The organism is Dactylosporangium sp. CS-033363, from assembly GCF_050942475.1.
In the GTDB taxonomy this organism is placed as follows: Bacteria; Actinomycetota; Actinomycetes; order Mycobacteriales; family Micromonosporaceae; genus Dactylosporangium.
This window is the reverse complement of the sequence record NZ_CP192032.1, coordinates 4,992,704-5,008,870: the sequence shown is the minus strand read 5'-3', so window position 1 is coordinate 5,008,870 and position 16,167 is coordinate 4,992,704. Positions and strand designations below refer to the sequence as shown.

General features: G+C 71.5%; 14 protein-coding genes. 5 read left to right on the top strand and 9 right to left on the bottom strand.

All coding sequences use genetic code 11. The features are described 5' to 3' along the window. Positions 1-4 precede the first annotated feature (4 nt). On the bottom strand, positions 5-430 hold the full coding sequence (locus ACQPZ4_RS23230) for a hypothetical protein (protein ID WP_433064872.1): 426 nt from the start codon (positions 428-430) through the stop codon (positions 5-7). A 146-nt stretch (positions 431-576) separates the two neighbouring features. On the opposite strand from ACQPZ4_RS23230, the gene ACQPZ4_RS23225 reads away from it, so the two are divergent. Beyond that, positions 577-3,483: a M36 family metallopeptidase gene (locus tag ACQPZ4_RS23225; RefSeq protein ID WP_433064869.1), complete on the top strand. Its 2,907-nt coding sequence runs from the start codon at positions 577-579 to the stop codon at positions 3,481-3,483. Here ACQPZ4_RS23225 and ACQPZ4_RS23220 read toward each other — a convergent pair. Beyond that, positions 3,480-3,611 (bottom strand): hypothetical protein, encoded by a 132-nt coding sequence (locus ACQPZ4_RS23220; protein ID WP_433064867.1) that lies wholly within the window; start codon positions 3,609-3,611, stop codon positions 3,480-3,482. The genes ACQPZ4_RS23225 and ACQPZ4_RS23220 overlap by 4 nt on opposite strands. 674 nt (positions 3,612-4,285) lie before the next feature. Here ACQPZ4_RS23220 and ACQPZ4_RS23215 point away from each other — a divergent pair. Further along, a complete protein-coding gene (locus ACQPZ4_RS23215) occupies positions 4,286-5,845 on the top strand; it encodes a helix-turn-helix transcriptional regulator (RefSeq protein ID WP_433064864.1) in 1,560 nt (519 codons plus the stop codon). Here the strand turns inward: ACQPZ4_RS23215 and ACQPZ4_RS23210 are convergent. From ACQPZ4_RS23210 to ACQPZ4_RS23180, 7 genes are all read right to left on the bottom strand, one after another. Next, complete coding sequence (locus ACQPZ4_RS23210; protein ID WP_433064861.1) at positions 5,842-6,399, bottom strand: N-acetyltransferase family protein; 558 nt, start codon at positions 6,397-6,399, stop codon at positions 5,842-5,844. The two genes, ACQPZ4_RS23215 and ACQPZ4_RS23210, sit on opposite strands and share 4 nt — an antisense overlap. 17 nt (positions 6,400-6,416) lie before the next feature. Then, entirely contained in the window at positions 6,417-8,030 is a 1,614-nt protein-coding gene (locus tag ACQPZ4_RS23205; protein WP_433064858.1) for a methyl-accepting chemotaxis protein, read from the bottom strand. A gap of 72 nt (positions 8,031-8,102) precedes the next feature. Beyond that, positions 8,103-10,589, bottom strand: coding sequence for a polynucleotide kinase-phosphatase (locus ACQPZ4_RS23200; protein WP_433064855.1), 2,487 nt, complete (start codon positions 10,587-10,589; stop codon positions 8,103-8,105). Beyond that, entirely contained in the window at positions 10,586-11,971 is a 1,386-nt protein-coding gene (locus ACQPZ4_RS23195) for a 3' terminal RNA ribose 2'-O-methyltransferase Hen1 (RefSeq protein WP_433064852.1), read from the bottom strand. The genes ACQPZ4_RS23200 and ACQPZ4_RS23195 overlap by 4 nt, the downstream gene beginning before the upstream one ends. Positions 11,972-12,152: 181 nt before the next feature. Beyond that, positions 12,153-12,548 carry a DUF1622 domain-containing protein gene (locus tag ACQPZ4_RS23190; protein ID WP_433064849.1) on the bottom strand — a complete coding sequence of 132 codons (396 nt, stop codon included), beginning with the start codon at positions 12,546-12,548 and terminating at the stop codon, positions 12,153-12,155. An 18-nt stretch (positions 12,549-12,566) separates the two neighbouring features. Continuing rightward, positions 12,567-13,646, bottom strand: coding sequence for a hypothetical protein (locus ACQPZ4_RS23185; RefSeq protein WP_433064846.1), 1,080 nt, complete (start codon positions 13,644-13,646; stop codon positions 12,567-12,569). After that, a complete protein-coding gene (locus ACQPZ4_RS23180) occupies positions 13,634-14,239 on the bottom strand; it encodes a hypothetical protein (RefSeq protein ID WP_433064843.1) in 606 nt (201 codons plus the stop codon). The genes ACQPZ4_RS23185 and ACQPZ4_RS23180 overlap by 13 nt, the downstream gene beginning before the upstream one ends. Before the next feature lie 86 nt (positions 14,240-14,325). Between ACQPZ4_RS23180 and ACQPZ4_RS23175 the strand changes: the two genes are divergently transcribed. The 3 genes from ACQPZ4_RS23175 (at position 14,326) to ACQPZ4_RS23165 (ending at position 16,122) form a co-directional block, all read left to right on the top strand. Next, a complete protein-coding gene (locus ACQPZ4_RS23175; protein ID WP_433064840.1) occupies positions 14,326-14,622 on the top strand; it encodes a hypothetical protein in 297 nt (98 codons plus the stop codon). Positions 14,623-14,664: 42 nt separating this feature from the next. Beyond that, entirely contained in the window at positions 14,665-15,597 is a 933-nt protein-coding gene (locus tag ACQPZ4_RS23170; RefSeq protein ID WP_433064837.1) for a S41 family peptidase, read from the top strand. 126 nt (positions 15,598-15,723) lie between these two features. Then, the gene (locus ACQPZ4_RS23165; protein ID WP_433064834.1) at positions 15,724-16,122 is read left to right on the top strand and encodes a hypothetical protein; all 399 of its coding nucleotides are present in this window, start codon (positions 15,724-15,726) and stop codon (positions 16,120-16,122) included. Positions 16,123-16,167 lie beyond the last annotated feature (45 nt).

Below are 16,167 nucleotides of genomic sequence, written 5' to 3'. Positions count from 1 at the left end.
CCGGTCACCCAGCGCTCGCGCCCGGCCGGACCAGCGGGGCCGGAACGGCGAACACCGCGAGGTACCACTCGGGGACATAACACGCCGCCCCCTCCCCGCCGGTGAGCGTCGCGGTGATCCGCGTCGATTCCACGGCGATGGTGGCGCCGTCGTTCTGGCAGCCGGCCCGGACGAACGCGAAGATCCGCACGTCCGGGCTCCTGGTGCGGGCGACCGCCGTCCGCGCGGTCTCGATCGCCGCCGGAGGGCCGGGCGCGAGCAGATCGATCTGGTCGGGCGTGGATATCTCCAGTGCGCCGCCGGTACCGGCGTCCTGCACCATGACGAACGCGATGAGCGACGGCGCGGACGCCGGGGGTGTGCTCCGCCCGCCGCAGCTCGCCGCGATCAACACGAGCAGGCCCAGCGCCAGCGGTGCGATCCGTCCCATGGCACTTGGACGCGCGGCACCCCGCGCCGGTTCCGGACCCCCTCACCACGCCCCTCGCATCGAGGCACGCCCTTGCCCCCGCCACCGGCAAGTAGTATCCACACATTTGAATTGATGCACGTCCACGGCAGAGGGAGGAACCGATCGTGGACAGACCTCGAAGGACGAGCGCCGCCCTGATCACCGTCGCGGTGGTCGCGGGCCTGACGGTGGCGGCGGCGGGTCAAGCGCACGCGGCACCCCCGCGGGACCCGGTCAACGCGGCGAGCGCCAACGACTTCCTCGGCGAGGGACACGGCGCCCGGGACATCGACAACCGCAAGGGCACCGCCGCGCCGAGCGGCCAGCAGCGCTCGCTCGCCGGCAAGTACGGCGCCGTGCGGTTCAACGCGCTCGGCACCCCGCGCTCGCTCGGCCCGGCCGCGCCCGGGAAGGCCGCGCTCACCGCCGGTCTCGCGAGCAACCCGGAGACGGCGGCCCGCCAGTTCCTCGTGCAGAACCAGGCGCTCTTCGGCATCGACGAGGCGTCGGTCGCCGCCATGGACAAGGTCCTCATCCAGCCCATCGGCAAGGCTTCCGTGGTACTGCTCAGGCAGCGCTTCGGCGCCCTGCCCGCCGGACACGACGGCCTGGTGTCGATCCTCGTGCAGGACGGCACGGTCGTGCGGGTGACGTCGTCGCTGTCGCGCGACACCCGGGCCCCGCAGCCGGCCACCATCCCGTCTGCCGACGCGGTCTCCGTCGCCGTCCGCGACGCCGGGCTGACCACGGCCCAGGTCGCGCACGTGGACGTCGACACCGTCGCCGTGCCGACGCCGACCGACGGGCCGCGGGCCGCGTACGCGGTGACCCTGAACGGCGCCGACGCCAACCGGCCGGTGGCGTTCACCACGTACGTCGATGCCCGCACCGGCGGCGTGCTCGTCCGCGAGGACCTGGTCGACTTCGACGCGGACAACCCGAGCTGGGCGGTCTTCCCGGCCAGCCCCACGAACACCGTCGGCCTCGACTCGCGGCAGCGCTGGTGCTTCAGCCCGATGCGCTCCTGCGTGCGCACGGTCCGCGACCCCAACAGCGGCCAGGCGTGGGACGTCAACCTGGCCACCGGGCAGCCGACCTTCACCTCCACCGGCAACTCGACGAACGACGTGGTCCAGTGGGGCGGCGGCACCGCGCCCGCCCTGGCGACCGCGAAGCCCGACCGCAACTACGTGTACCCGTTCACCGACCAGTGGCGGGCGGCCCGCTGCAACCCGTCGGTGTTCACCTCGGCGCAGCGCAATGACGGCGACGCCGCGGTGAGCAACCTGTTCGCCATGCACAACCGGATGCACGACTGGGCGTACAACCTCGGCTTCACCGAATCCGCCTGGAACATGCAGGTCGTGAATCTCAGCCCCGACGGCCTGGGCGCCGACGCGGAACAGGGCCGGGCCCAGTCCAACGCGCTGGGCGGCAGCCGCAACAACGCCAACCAGGGCACCCCGCGCGACGGCCTGCCCCCGACCACGAACATGTTCCTCTGGCAGCCCGTCGCGGGCGCGGCCTACCCGCCCTGCGTCGACGGCGACTACGACATGACCGTGATCGGCCACGAGTACACCCACGCCATCACCAACCGCATGATCGCCGGTCCCGACACCGGCATCGGCTCGTTCCAGGGCGGCTCGATGGGCGAGGCGTGGGGCGACCTGATGGCCGCCGAGTACCTGTTCGAGAACAACCTCAAGCCGCTGGGCGACACCCCGTTCGTCACCGGCGCCTACGCCACCGGCAACACGACGACCGGCATCCGCGACTACGACGGCAGCAAGAGCCCGCTGAACTACTCCGACATCGGCTTCGACCTGACCGGCCCGGAGGTCCACGCCGACGGCGAGATCTGGGTCGCCACCAACCTGCGGGTCCGCCAGGCGTTCCTGCAGCGCTACGGTACGGCCACCCCGTCGCTCCAGCAGCGCTGCGCCGACGGCGAGGTCACCGTCGACGCCTGCCCCGGCAACCGCCGCTGGGCCCAGCTCACCTTCGACTCGTTCCTGCTCCAGGCCGACAGCCAGGTCAGCATGGCCGACATGCGCGACAACATGCTCGCCGCCGACCTGGTCCGCTTCGGCGGGGCGAACCAGGACCTGATCTGGAACGCCTTCGCCCAGTCGGGCCTCGGCATCGACGCGTCCAACGACCCGGCCGACACCGACCCGACCCCGAGCTTCGCCTCCCCGTACGCCAACAACGCCACCGTCACCCTCCAGCCCACCGGCGACGCGGCGGGCGCGGTCATCCGCCTGTACGTGGGCGACTACGAGGCCCGCGCGGTCCCGGTGGCCGACACCGACCCGGAGACCGCCATCCCGGACACCTTCCAGATCGTGCCCGGAACCTCGTTCAACTTCACGGCGGTGGGCGCCGGCTACGGCCACAAGAAGTTCAGCTCCCTGTTCCTCCCGGGCCGGGCCCAGGACCTGAAGCTGAACCTCCCCCGCAACCTGGCCTCGGTCTCCTCCGGCGCGGTCCTGACCGGCGACGGCGTCAACATCGACAAACTCGGCGACGACACCGAGGCGACGGACTGGGCCTCCCTGGACGGCGTTTCGGGCAAGAAGGTCACGGTCGACCTGGCCGGCGACCGCCCCGTCTCGGTCAACACGGTCAACGTGAGCGCCCTGCTCCGCCCGGCCATCGACGGCGACGTGGACCCGCTGGGCCAGAACCGCTTCTCCGCCCTGCGCCAGTTCCGCGTCCTGGCCTGCGACGCCACGACCGCCGACTGCTCCTCGGACGCCGGCTACCGCGAGGTGTACCGCAGCCCGTCGGACGCCTTCCCGGCCACGGCATTCCGCCCCGTCGCCTCGCAGCTGAACCTCCGCACCTTCCACTTCAACCCGGTGCGCGCGACGCACCTGCGCATTCAGGTCCTCACGAGCCAGTGCACGGGCAACCCGCGGTACGCCGGCGAGCAGGACAACGACCCGGCCACGGCCACCGACTGCGCCACGGCGAGCCCGTTCGCCCCGCAGGTCCGCATCGCCGAGTTCCAGGCCTTCTCCCGCTAACCGTCCAAGGCCTTCCCGGTGCCGGCTCTCGCATCCGGCACCGGGTACGCCGCGGCGAACGTCCACCCGACGAAGCGGGCAAGTAGCTCGTCCTCGCTCAGATCCAGATCCCGCTTCGCCCGAACCATGAAGGCTCTGAGCATCTTCCGCAGGTAGGGGACCCTACCATCACGGACGTAGCAGGCCAGCAGCCGCGCGCGGCGGTCGGGGCACGGCCACGGAACGTCGCACACCTCGCACTGCCATGCCGGACTCCTGAACGAATGGCGACGCCGCACCGTTGTCATTGCGTCCTCCACCTCCATGCCCGCGGTGCCGACTCGCCCCATCCAGATCTCGTCACTTGTCCATTGCCGAACCAGTCGACCGGCGTGAACCGGATTCGCAACCGATCCGCCGGCGAAGCCGGATTCCGCATCGGAAGCCGGCCCGCCTCGTAGAACGCCCGGATCGCTTGCTCGCGCCGAACGCAGGGCCATGGGGAGTCGCAGCGCAGACAGCGGCCGAATTCCTCGCAGGACGTCCGATGCTCGTCGATGAGACGTTGCGCCGCCTCAAGAACCGCATCGACGCCGACCCGTGCAGCTACCACATCGGTTCCTCTCCAATATCCAGAGGTCGGCACCTATCGACTTACTGTGGTCGGCACCCACGCGGCGTCACACCCCATCTGCGCTGAGCTTGCCGCAGGAATTCCCCAGAGAACGGGAACTTCCGCTGGGCGGCGACGGGTTGTGCATTGCGCGCAGCCGGCGGTCGTACGATCGTGAACATCAACCCCGGCCCATGTCGGATTGGATCGATGGTGGAGAAGCAGTTCCGATCGAGACGAGCCGAACTTGCGAGCTGCCGTGCTGCCCACCTCGGCCAGGGTGCGACAACGCGGCAGATCGCCCACGCCATGGCCATCCGATTCAACGTCAACGCACGCGTCGCCTACCGCTTCGCACACGGGCTCACGCAGCAACAGGTAGCCGAACGTTGGAACGAACTCTGGCCGGCGTCGGACGGCACGGCCGCCATCACCCACAAGAACATCTCGTACTGGGAGACCTGGCCCGCCGAGACCGGCCGGCAACCGTCGCTCGAGGTGCTCGACCGGCTCGCTCGTATCTACCAATGCGCCGCCGCCGACCTGATCGACAGCAAAGATCATTCGGAGGAGATTTGGACCGGCCAGCCACCGTCACCAAATGCCGTCGCGCTGGGTGACCGTCAACCACTTGATGTCGTCGCGCGCATCGGCGCATTCGTCGCGGCCGCTGATGCCGAACGACTTGATCCGGATCAGACCTTCGATCGCCTGGTGCAAGACCTCACCGAGTGGGCAGGACGCATGAGGCGACGAGACGTGTTGCACTGGCTGAGCTGGGCGGCGTCAGCGGCGGCCGTCTCACCCGTGCTCGATGGCCTCGACCAGCCGGAGTGCGAACGAACGCTCGGCGCCCTGGCCGATCCCGCAAGGGTGGACGCAACGGTGATCGATCACGTGGATGCGGTGCTGTGGCGCTGCATGCGGCAGGACGACACGCTCGGGCCCCACGCCGCACTCGATACGGCCTTGGCCCAGCGGCGCCTGGTGCAGAACCTGCTGGCAGCAACACCCGACCCTCTCAGCGGCAGGATGCTGTCGCTCTATGCGAATCTCTCGCGCTTCGCCGGCTGGCTCGCATTCGACCTGAACAACCCACGCGCCGCGGCCGAGTACTACGAGTCGGCGCGCGCTGCGGCGCACGAGGCCCACGACACCGAACTCGGGGCGTTCGTCCTGTGCAACATGAGCCATCTTGCGACGTGGCAAGGCCAGCCACGCATTGGCATCGACCATGCTGTGGCGGCGGTCGGATGGGCATCCCAGACACCTGACGCGTCCCTGCAGGCCTACGCATTCGATGTCGCCGCCCGTGCTTACGCGATGGACCGTCAGGAGACAGCGGCGTTGCGAGCCATCGAACGCGCGAAACGGGCGCTGAACTCGAGCCAGGTCGGCGGCTCCACGCACACGTACTTCTACAGTCCTGGCCAGCTCGCCAGCACCGAAAGCATCTGCTACCTCTACCTCGGGAGGGCATCCGAGGGAGCGCGCATCGGTGAGCAGGCACTCGAAACCATCGAGGGGTCGTTCGTCCGCAACCTTGCCCTGGCCTCGTTGCGCCTTGGCATCTGCCACTTGCGCGACGTCCGCCCCGACGTGGACCGCGGTGTCGCCGCGATCGTCAACGCAGCCCGCCTGTCGGCGCACAATCGATCCGCCAGGCTCAATCAACGCCTCCACCGGGCGTGGGGCGAACTCGCGCAGTGGGCCGATGCCCCAGAGGTGCGGAACGCTCGCGAGCAGATCTCGGCGTACGGCGTCGGCTAGCGATCGGTCAGATCGGCGAGCGAGTCGCGCAGGTAGACGTCGAACACCGGAGCCGCCGAGTCGTCGCCGCCCTCGAGTTGGCCGATCTTGCGCCAGCCCCAGTGCACGTAGATCTGTTGCGTGGCGAGCGCCGACGGCTGCACCGTCAGCGTGGCGCGTTGCTCGGTGCGCCCGGCGAGCAGGCGGTGGTGCAGCGCCCGGCCGATGCGCGATCCCCGATGCGCGGCCGCCACGGCGTAGTCGAACAGGACGAACGTGCGTCCCGGCCATTCCGCCGACGTCTCCGGTGGCAGGGTGCCGATCAGTCGCGACCACCGCGTCGTGGTGTGTGGGAGGGTGTACCCGTACGCGAACCCGAGCAGTGCGCCATCGAGCTCAGCGACCACGATGCCAAACGTCGGATCGTTCGTCAGTTCGACGAGTCGTTCCCGGTGCAGCCCCGACTCCTCGGCGCGCCAGACGAACTGGGGTTCGGAGAACACCGTGTCGTAGAGCTCGCAGATCGGTTCCAGCAGGCGAAGCGCCAGTTCGGCGCCTCCGGCGGTAAGACCCACACGAGTGAGCCTAGTGCCTAGAAGCGGAACCGATCCACGACGGCCTGTAGGTCGCGGGACATCTGGGCGAGGTGCTGGGCCGACTGGGAGTTGTCGCCCGCGCCGTCCGTCGTGCGGCCGGCGGCCTGGGCCACCGTCGCGATGCTCCCCGCGATCGCCGCGCTCCCCTCCGCCGCCGAGGACACGCTGCGCGACATGTCGTCGGTGGTGGCGCGCTGCTCCTCCACCGCCGACGCGACCGACAGCTGCAGGTCGTTGATGCGCCCGATGATGTCGCCGATGCGGGCGATCGCGTCCACGGCGCCCCGCGTGTCCGACTGGATGGCCTCGACCTGGCGGGCGATGTCCTCGGTGGCGCGGGCCGTCTCCTGGGCCAGGTCCTTCACCTCGCCGGCGACGACGGCGAAGCCCTTGCCGGACTCGCCCGCGCGGGCCGCCTCGATGGTGGCGTTCAGCGCGAGGAGGTTGGTCTGCTCGGCGATCGCCGTGATGGTCTTGATGACGTTGCCGATCTGGGCCGAGGACGCGCCCAGGTTCGTGACGATCTGGTTCGTGGTGTTGGCCATCGTGACGGCCTCGGCGGCGACCGTCACGCCCTCGGTGGCGCTGTGGGCGATGTCCTCGATCGACGTGCGCATGTTGTGGGCGCCGTCCGCGACCGTCTGGATGTTCTGGGAGACCTGGCCGGCGCCGTCGGCCACCGTTGCCGCCTGGCGGGAGGCCTCCTCGGCGCTGACCGAGATGCCGGCCGAGGTCGACGCCACCTGGGCGCCGCTGTCCGCCAGCTGCCTGGCGCTGACGCTCAGGGACTGTACCGCGCTGCGGATGTGCTCGGTGCCCCGGTTCAGGGCGAGCGCGGTGTCGCCGACCTCGTCGCGGTACCGGACGGTCAGGTGCTGGGTCAGGTCGCCGTCGGCCAGGGCGATGGCGACGCGGCGCATCTCGCGCAGCGGGCGGGCGATGATGCGGATCGCGCCGGCCGCCACCAGGGCCGCGAGCAGCAGTCCCGCCAGCAGGACCACGACCAGGACATTCCGCGCGGTACGGTACGTCGCCTCCGCGTCCTGCGAGACCGTCCGCGCCGTGGTGGCCTCGTAGTCGCTGAGCTCGGCGATGATCGCCTGAGCCTTGTCGGTCGCCTGGTTGGCCTGCAGCCCGAGCTGCTGGATCTGCGGGTCGTTGGGCGGCAGCCTCAGCATCTGGGCCAGCAGCGACTGGAAGCCGGACCAGGTCTCGTCGAAGGTCTTCGCGTACGTCTGCTGCTGCGCGTTGGCCCCCGGCACCTCGGCGTAGGTCTTCGCGGCCTTCGTGATGTCGTCGATCGCCGTCTGGTAGTCGGTGGTGGCCTGGGCGACCAGCGCCTGGTCCTGGGCGGCGTTGCGGGTGAGGGCGGCGAGGAGCATGCGGCTGAACGCCTGCTGCATCTCCGAGGCGGCGGTCAGCCGGGCGATGCTGCCCCGCTGCAGCTCCCGGGCGTTGTCGCGGACCTGGCCCAGCTGCACCAGGGCGGTCACCGCCACGGCGATGGTGGTGAGGAAGCTGACCGCGAGCACGAGGCCGACCTTCGCGGCGACGCTGCGGTCGCCGAACCAGCGCCAGGTGCTGCGCCGCCCGGACACGCCGGTATCCATCGCCATCGCCATCCTCGACCGTTGCCGTCGTACCCCATTCGGCACCCGGGCACGGCACCTGAGAGGAAACCGCTACAGTCGCGGGTCGACCGGCTCCGACTCCAGGGCCAGCACCGCGAAGACCGCCTCGTGGACGCGCCACAGCGGTTCGCCCGCGGCGGCGCGTTCGAGGGCCTCGAGGCCCAGCGCGTACTCCCGCAGCGCCAGCGACCGCTTCCGGCCCAGGTTGCGCTGGCGCAGCCGGTCGAGGTTGGCCGGTTCGGTGTAGTCGGGGCCGTAGATGATCCGCAGGTACTCGCGGCCGCGCACCTTGATCCCCGGCTGGGCCAGGCCGCGGTCGGTGTGCAGCAGGTTCGCGTACGGCTTGACGACCATGCCCTCGCCGCCGGCCGCGGTCAGCTCCTCCCACCACGCCACGCCCGCCGCGACCGACTCCGGGTCGGTGGTGTCCACGCGCAGCCGCCGGGTGGTCCGGATCAGGTCCGGGGCCGCCGCGGCGAGCCGGTCGGCGATCGCCAGGTGCCAGCCGTGGTCCCGTTCGTGAAATGTCACCGAACTACCGGCCAGCAGCTGGAACGGCGCCAGCCGCACGCCGTCGAGACCGTCGGTCGGCCAGCAGTAGCGCCGGTACGCCTCGGTGAAGGCGTCCGCGTTCGCCGCCCGCGCCCGGGTGCGCTCCAGCAGACCCGTTGCACCCCGCGCGGCCGCCAAGGAACGCACGGCCGCGGAGAGCGTCGCGCGGGCGGCGGCTCCGACGGCGGCGTACTGCGTCCGCAGCAGCTCCTCGGCCTTCGCCGACCACGGCAGCAGCTCACAGTCGAGCAGCAACCGGTCGCCGGCGAGGTCCCACAGTCCGGCCGCGGTCACGGATGAACGGACGCGGTCCAGCAACTGCTCGGTGCGCTGCGCGTCGAAGAACGGCCGGCCGGTCCGCGTGTACACGGCGCCGCCCGCCCCGGCGTCGACGAGCACGACGGCCCGCGACCCCATGTGCTTCTCCTCGCAGATGACCTCCGCGATGCCGTCGGAGCGGTAGGAGGCGAACGCCTCCACGGGGTGCTCCAGCACGTCCGGAAGCGACGAGGTGGCGCACGGAGCCATCGTCGGCGGCAGGTACGGCAGCCGCGCCGGGTCGAGCGCGAACCGGCTCATCACCTCCAGCGCCCCGGCCGCCTGCTCCTCGCCGACCGTCACCCGCCCGTGGTGGCGGGTCTCGACGATGCGCTTGCCCAGCACGTCGGTGATGTCGAGCCCGTCGTCGGCCCGGGCCGGCGGGGCCGAATCCAACGGCACCACCGGCGTGTACCAGACCCGCGAAGCCGGCACCGCCACGATTTCCTTCGAGGGGTACCGCAGCGCCGTGAGACTGCCGCCGAACACGCACCCGGTGTCCAGGCACATGGTGTTGTTGACCCATTCGGGCCGCGGGACGGGCGTGTGGCCGTACAACACCATCGCCTTGCCGCGGTAGTCCTGGGCCCACGGGTAGCGCACCGGCAGCCCGAACTCGTCGGTCTCGCCGGTGGTGTCGCCGTAGAGCGCGAAGCTGCGCACCCGGCCCGACGCGCGCCCGTGGTAGGCCTCCTTGAGCCCGGCGTGCGCGACGACGAGCCGGCCCTCGTCGAGGACCAGGTGCGAGACCAGGTCGCGGGCGAACACCTCGACCTGCTTGCGGAACTCCGCGCTCTCCCCGGCGAGCTGTTCGAGGGTCTCGGCGAGCCCGTGGGTGACCTGGACGTTGCGCCCGGACAGCGCGCGGACCAGCTTGTTCTCGTGGTTGCCGGGCACCGCGAGGGCGTGCCCGGCGGCGACCATGCCCATCGCCAGGCGCAGCACGCCGGGCGAGTCGGGGCCGCGGTCGACCAGGTCGCCGGCGAACACGACCTTGCGGCCGTCCGGGTGGGCGGCGTCGACGGGCCGGCCGGCGTCGTCGCGGGCGATCGCGTACCCGAGCCGGTCCAGCAGCACCTCCAGTTCGGCCCGGCAGCCGTGAATGTCGCCGATGACATCGAACGGGCCGGTCTCGTGCCGGAGGTCGTTGAGCAGCCGCTCCCGCACGATGTGCGCGGCGTCGACCTCCTCGGGGCCGGCCAGGACGTGAACCTTGCGGAATCCCTCCCGGGCCAGCCCGCGCAGGGAACGGCGCAGCTGGTCGCGCTGGCGGCGGATGACGTGGGCACCGAACGTACGATCGGCGCGGTTCGCATTGCGTTCGAGGCAGAGCTTCTCGGGCAGGTCGAGCACGATCGCGACCGGCAGCACGTCGTGGGCCCGGGCCAGCTCGACGAGCTTGCGGCGGGCGTCCGGCTGCACGTTGGTCGCGTCGACGACGGTGAGCCGGCCCGCGGCCAGCCGCTTGCCGGCGATGTAGTGCAGCACGTCGAACGCGTCGGCGGTGGCCGCCTGGTCGTTCTCGTCGTCGCTGACCAGGCCCCGGCAGAAGTCGCTGGAGACCACCTCGAACGGGCCGAAGTGCCGGCGGGCGAACGTCGACTTGCCCGAGCCGGACGCGCCGACGAGCACGACGAGGCTCAGCTGGGGAACGGCGAGCTCGGTCACGACGCCTCCAAAGCGAACACGGCCATCTGGGTGGGCGGGCCGACCTCGGGGTCGTCGGGCCCGACTGGCGCATACCGCACCCGATAGCCGTGCGCGGCCGCCACCCCGCCGGCCCACGCGCGGAACTCGTCCCGGGTCCACTCGAAGCGATGGTCGCGATGGCGCATCGCCCCGGCCTGCAAACCTTCAAAGCGGCCGTTGTACTCCACGTTGGGCGTCGTCACGACCACAGTGGACGGTCGCGCCGCGCCGAACACCGCGCGCTCCAGCGCCGGCAGGCGAGGCGGATCCACATGCTCGACGACCTCCATGAGCACCGCCGCGTCGAACCCGGCGATCCGCTCGTCCCGGTACGTCAGCGACGACTGCACCAGCCGCACCCGCTCCCGCTGCCGCTCCCCCATCCGCTCCAGCCGCAGCCGGCGGGCCGCGATCTCCAGCGCGCGGTGGGCCACGTCGACCCCGAGCACCTCGCGGAACGCCGGGTCGGCGAGCAGCGCCCGGATCAGCGCCCCCTCGCCGCAGCCGAGGTCGACCACGCGGGCCGCGCCGGCCTCCCGCAGTGCGTCGAGCACGGCCGCGATCCGCTGCTGCGCAAGGGGCCGGGGCCGCGGCTCGTCGGGCTCCTCCTCCTCGGCACGGTCGTCGAGTTCGTTGAGCCGGCCGACGGCGGTGGCCACCAGCTCGCGCCGGTGGGCGAGGTACCGGCGGGTGATGAGCTCCCGCTCCGGGTGGGTGCCGAGCCAGCCCTCGCCGGCCCGGATCAGCTTCTCCACCTCGTCGATGCCGACCCAGTAGTGCTTGGCGTTGTCCAGCACCGGCAGCAGGACGTAGAGGTGGTTCAGGGCGTCGGCGAGCCGCAGCTCCCCCGTGAGGCGCAGGTCGACGTAGCGGGAGTCGCCCCAGTCGGGTACGGCCGGATCGAGCGGCACCGGCGTCGCCCGCACCTGCCAGCCGAGCGGCCCGAACACCCGCTCGGCGACGCCGGGCCCGCCCGCGCACGGCAGCGCCGGGATGTGGATCTCCAGCGGCAGCGCCCGGCCGGGCAGCTCGGGCCGGGCGGCACAGCGACCGGCCATCGCGCTGCGGAACACCCGGGACATGGCGACGGCGAGCATCGACGACGCCGCGTACGGCCGGTCGTTCACGTACTGCGCCAGCGAGAACCCCTCGGCCCCGCCCGGCCGCCGGCCCCGGACCAGTTCGACGGGATCGACCTCGACCAGCAGCACGGCGGTACACGCGAGGTCTGTCGCTTCTGGATAGAACACGTGCGCCCGCCCGACCGTCACGTCGAACTCCTGCACCTTGCCCGGATGCTTGTGCAGCAGGAATCCGAGGTCGGTGGCGGGGGTCGCGGTGGTGGTGATCGTGAGCAGCACCGCCGCAGTATGGCCGGGCCGCCGCCCCGCGCGCCTCCGGATTTCGGGCCCGCGGCGGACGTGAAGCGAGTCTGCAGCGGCCTCCGGTGATCGTCTCCCCATCGACCTCAACGGCGACGGCCGCCCGGAGCTGATCGGCGGTGCGGATCGGCTCCGGCTGGAGCGTCCACACCCTGCTGGACTAGCGCTCACCCTCCCGGGATGACCGCGCCGCCCTGGCCACGACGCTCGCACCACTCGTGAGCGCCCGCCGCCACGGCGGCGCGCCGTCGATCTCGATCTGCAGCGAGAAGCTCAGGAACGTCCGGATGAGCACGATGAGGCCGAGCACGGCGACATTGGTGATGGTCGGCGCGACGGCCACCGTCCGGATGAGGTCCGCGGCGACCAGCACCTCCAGGCTCAGCAGCAGCACCCCGCCGAACGACTCGCGCAGCGCCTGATAGGCCCGCCGCCCGCCACCGCGCCGCCAGGCCCCCGCCGCCAGCACGACCGACCACACCAGCCCGACGACGAGCACCGCGGCCCCGAGCACATCGAAACCCTGCGCGGTGTGGTCCATCAGCTCCGTGAACATCGATCCGACGGTACCAACTCAGCTGTTTGTGCGTTTCTGGAACGCCGGGAACACGGCGGGCGCCGGGTCGGTCGCGTCCGGCCAGCGCTTCGCCATCGCGCCGGCGAGCCGCTCGAACCAGCCGGCCATGCCCGCCAGCATCCCGGCCTCGCCGGCGAGCCGGGTGAACACCCCGATCTGCTGCACCAGCTGCGCCCGGCGGCGCCAACGGGTCAGCGCAGGCTGATCGCCGGACGCCAGCACATACAGCCGTTGTACCCGAACCGCGAGCGCCGCCGCCGCACCGACCGCGATCGCCCGGCCGAGCCCCTCACCCGCCAGGGCGGCGCGGTACGCCCGGTCGGCCTCATGCGTGACGTGTCCCGGAATTGTCGCCCAATGCGCGCTGTACGTCGGGAACGGAAAGTGCAGGAACGACGCGTCGAACCCGAGGTGCCCGTGGCCCGCCCCCTCGAAGTCCACGAGCCGCACCCCGTCCGGCGTGACGACCGCGTTGCCCGGGTTGAGATCGTTGTGCGCGAGCACCCCGTACGCCCCCGGCGCGGCGAACTGCGCGGCGATGAACGCCGCGTCCTCGGCCGCGACTCGCGCGTCAGGCAGCCCCAATTCCTTGCAGGCGGCCTCGACGTCCTCCCACCGCTCCGCCCCGGGCCAGGGCAGCGGGGAGCCGACGTCGGTCGCGGTCCCGGCGTGCAGCCGCCCGACGGTCGTACCGAACGCGACGAGCGCCTGCGCGGCGGCCTCGGCGTCGTCGCCGAGCAGCAGGTCCTCCAGCGTCGGCCAGGTACCGAGGTCGCTGGTGACCACGACGCCCGCGTCCTGGTCGGCCGCGATCAACCGCGGGGCGACCCCGAGCTCCGCGACCGCGCGCAGCGCCGCCTCCTCCCGCCGCAGGTACGCGGGCCCGCCGTGCCCGTCCCCCTCGACCCGGCGCGTCTTGACCACCACGGTCCGCCCGACCCCTTCGACCTCCCGGCCGAACGTCAGCCGCGTCACCGGCGCGGCGGGGTGCCCGAGCTTCTCCTCGCCCACCACGGTGGCTTCGCCGCCGAGCAGCGCCCGCACCGCGTCGCGCTGCTCCGCCCTCAGCGGAACCACCGCCGCTTCGGCGGCTGCGTGGCCTTCCCGATCACCGACCGGATCACGTCGAACGTCGCCACGTCCGGGTTGCGCTCGGCGGACGCGATGAGCCCGAGGCACAGCACGATGAACTCACGGCCCTTCTGGTGCTCGAAGATGAAGACCGGGCTGCCGACGAACCCGTCGGGCAGCGCACCCCGCCACCGCACGACGCCGTCGGGGTCCCGGGCCACGTTGGAGGTCGCGATGGCGAGGGGCCGACGGTCGCCGGCCTCGTGCACGTACCCCAGCGCGTACGCCCGCCGCTCCTCCCCGACCGCCCGCACATGCTCGGCCGTGGCCGCCACGCCGTCGGTCACCTGCGCGCCCTGGTGCTGCGCGAACTCGTGCAACAACCCCACCGGCGCCACGGCCACCCCGCCCCGCCGCGACCAGGTCCCCGTGCCTTTCATGAGCCGACCGGCCGTCACCAGCCACACCCGGACCGGCTCGTCCTCGGCCTCGCGGTCAAGGAGTTCGTTGTACAGAAACGCCGTGCCCCAACCAAGCGGCACCGTGCCCTTGCTCCAGTGCTCGAGCACGAACTCCTCGAGTCGATCTTCGACGTCCACGGCCGACATCCTGCCTCCCGCCCCTCCGCGCCCGCCACCCCGCCGGCCCCCAGCCGCGCTGGCCTGGGCCTCTCCGACGCCACCCCTTGGTCCGACGACGAGCTGTTTGGCCCGCGTTCCTCCTCCAGTTCGCTTCGGCCGAGACCGTCCTGGCCGCCTTCGACGTCGACGACCCCGCGGACCTGGAGCCGCTCCTGGACCGCTACGAGGACCCGGCGGGCTGGCCCGTGTTCCCCGTCCCGATCAGCACCGGAGCGCTGTACCTGATCATGCCGCCCGCCGACGGTAACGCCTACGTCCTCGACGAGGAGCTGAAGGCGGCCCTGCTCCGGGCCGAGGAACCGCAGACCGGCCCGGGGATGCCGTGGTCGTTCCTGCCGTGACACGGGGCCCCGGCGGGGGTGAGTCTTCGATATGGTGCGCCGATGTCGGCGAAGCTCGTGGAACAAGCTCTGGAACTGATGTGCGGCAACTACATTTTTCCCGACCGGGCGCAGGTGGCGGCCGACGGCATCCGCAGGCGGCTGGCCGCCGGTGAGTACGACCAGCTGGACGAGGAGGCCCTCGGCCGGCGGCTGACGGCGGAGCTGTTCGAGGTCTGTCAGGACAAGCATCTACGGGTGCGGACGCGCACGGAGGACGCGCGCGAGGCGCTCACCAAGGCCGAGATGGAGGCGGTCTGGGCCGAGCAGCAGCGCCTCACCAACTACGGCATCGCGCGGGTGGAGCGGCTGGACGGCAACGTCGGGCTGCTGGACCTGCGGTTCGTCGCCTCGGCCGACGTCGGCGGGCGCGCGATCGCCGCGGCCATGGAGCTGGTGTCACAGACGGATGCCCTGATCGTCGACCTTCGCAAGAACCGGGGTGGGTCGCCCGACGGCGCCGTGTTCTGGTCGAGCTACTTCTTCCCGGACGGGGAGACCCACCTCAACAGCATCTACGAGGGTGCGACCGGGCAGACCAAGCAGTTCTGGAGCCTTGCGTGGCTGCCCGGCGAGCGGTACCTCGACCGGCCCGTGTACCTGCTGACCAGCGCATCCACCTTCTCCGGCGGCGAGGAGATCTGCTACAACCTGCAGGCGCAGGGACGGGCGGTTCTGGTCGGGGAGACGACCAAGGGCGGCGCTCATCCGACGGACGCCTTCCCGATCACGCCGACCTTCGAGATCACGGTTCCGGTGGCCCGCGCCGTCAACCCGGTCACCGGCACCAATTGGGAAGGCACCGGCGTACAGCCCGACGTGGCCGTGACCGCCCAAGAGGCTTTCGACGTCGCGTACCGGATGGCCCTGCAGCACGTCCTGGCCAGCGCCACCGCACCGTCCGTCCTGACCGAGGCGCGAGCGGCCCTGGAGTGACGCCGCTCGACCGATCACCAGCGCGGGGCCGGCTGGGCGAGGTCGGGGTCGCCTGTCGACGGAGCCTGGCCGAACCGATGCGACCTCGCCCCTGACATCGGTGTGGCGAGGGGGCAGACTGCGCGGATGGAGTTCCAGCTTTCGGTTTCCGCGCCTGACGGCGGCCATCGCTTCGAGGTCTGGGTGGAGCCGGAGGGGATGTACTACGAACTGCCCGAGACCGCACAGCTCGTCCTGTCCTTCCGGGGTCCTGACGCGATGCGGGCCGAGTTCACCCATCGGCCCGACAAAGTGATCATTTGGCGACCCGCCGACACGGAGGTGTGGGCAAGCGTGGCCGGCGGCGCGGCGGAGCAGATTGCCGGCTGGCACCACATTCCCGCCCCGGGCCTGGACTCCGACGGCGGTCAGCTCAGCATGCCCGGACGCGAACTGATCGAGCGCATGTTCCATCCGGCCGATCCGCCGCCATCGCACACCGGCCGTCCGTGGTGGCGGACGCTGCTTCGATCCCGCCGCCGGTGAGGACGAAGGCAGACGCCGGAATCCTCAAGGACGACGTGAGATGCT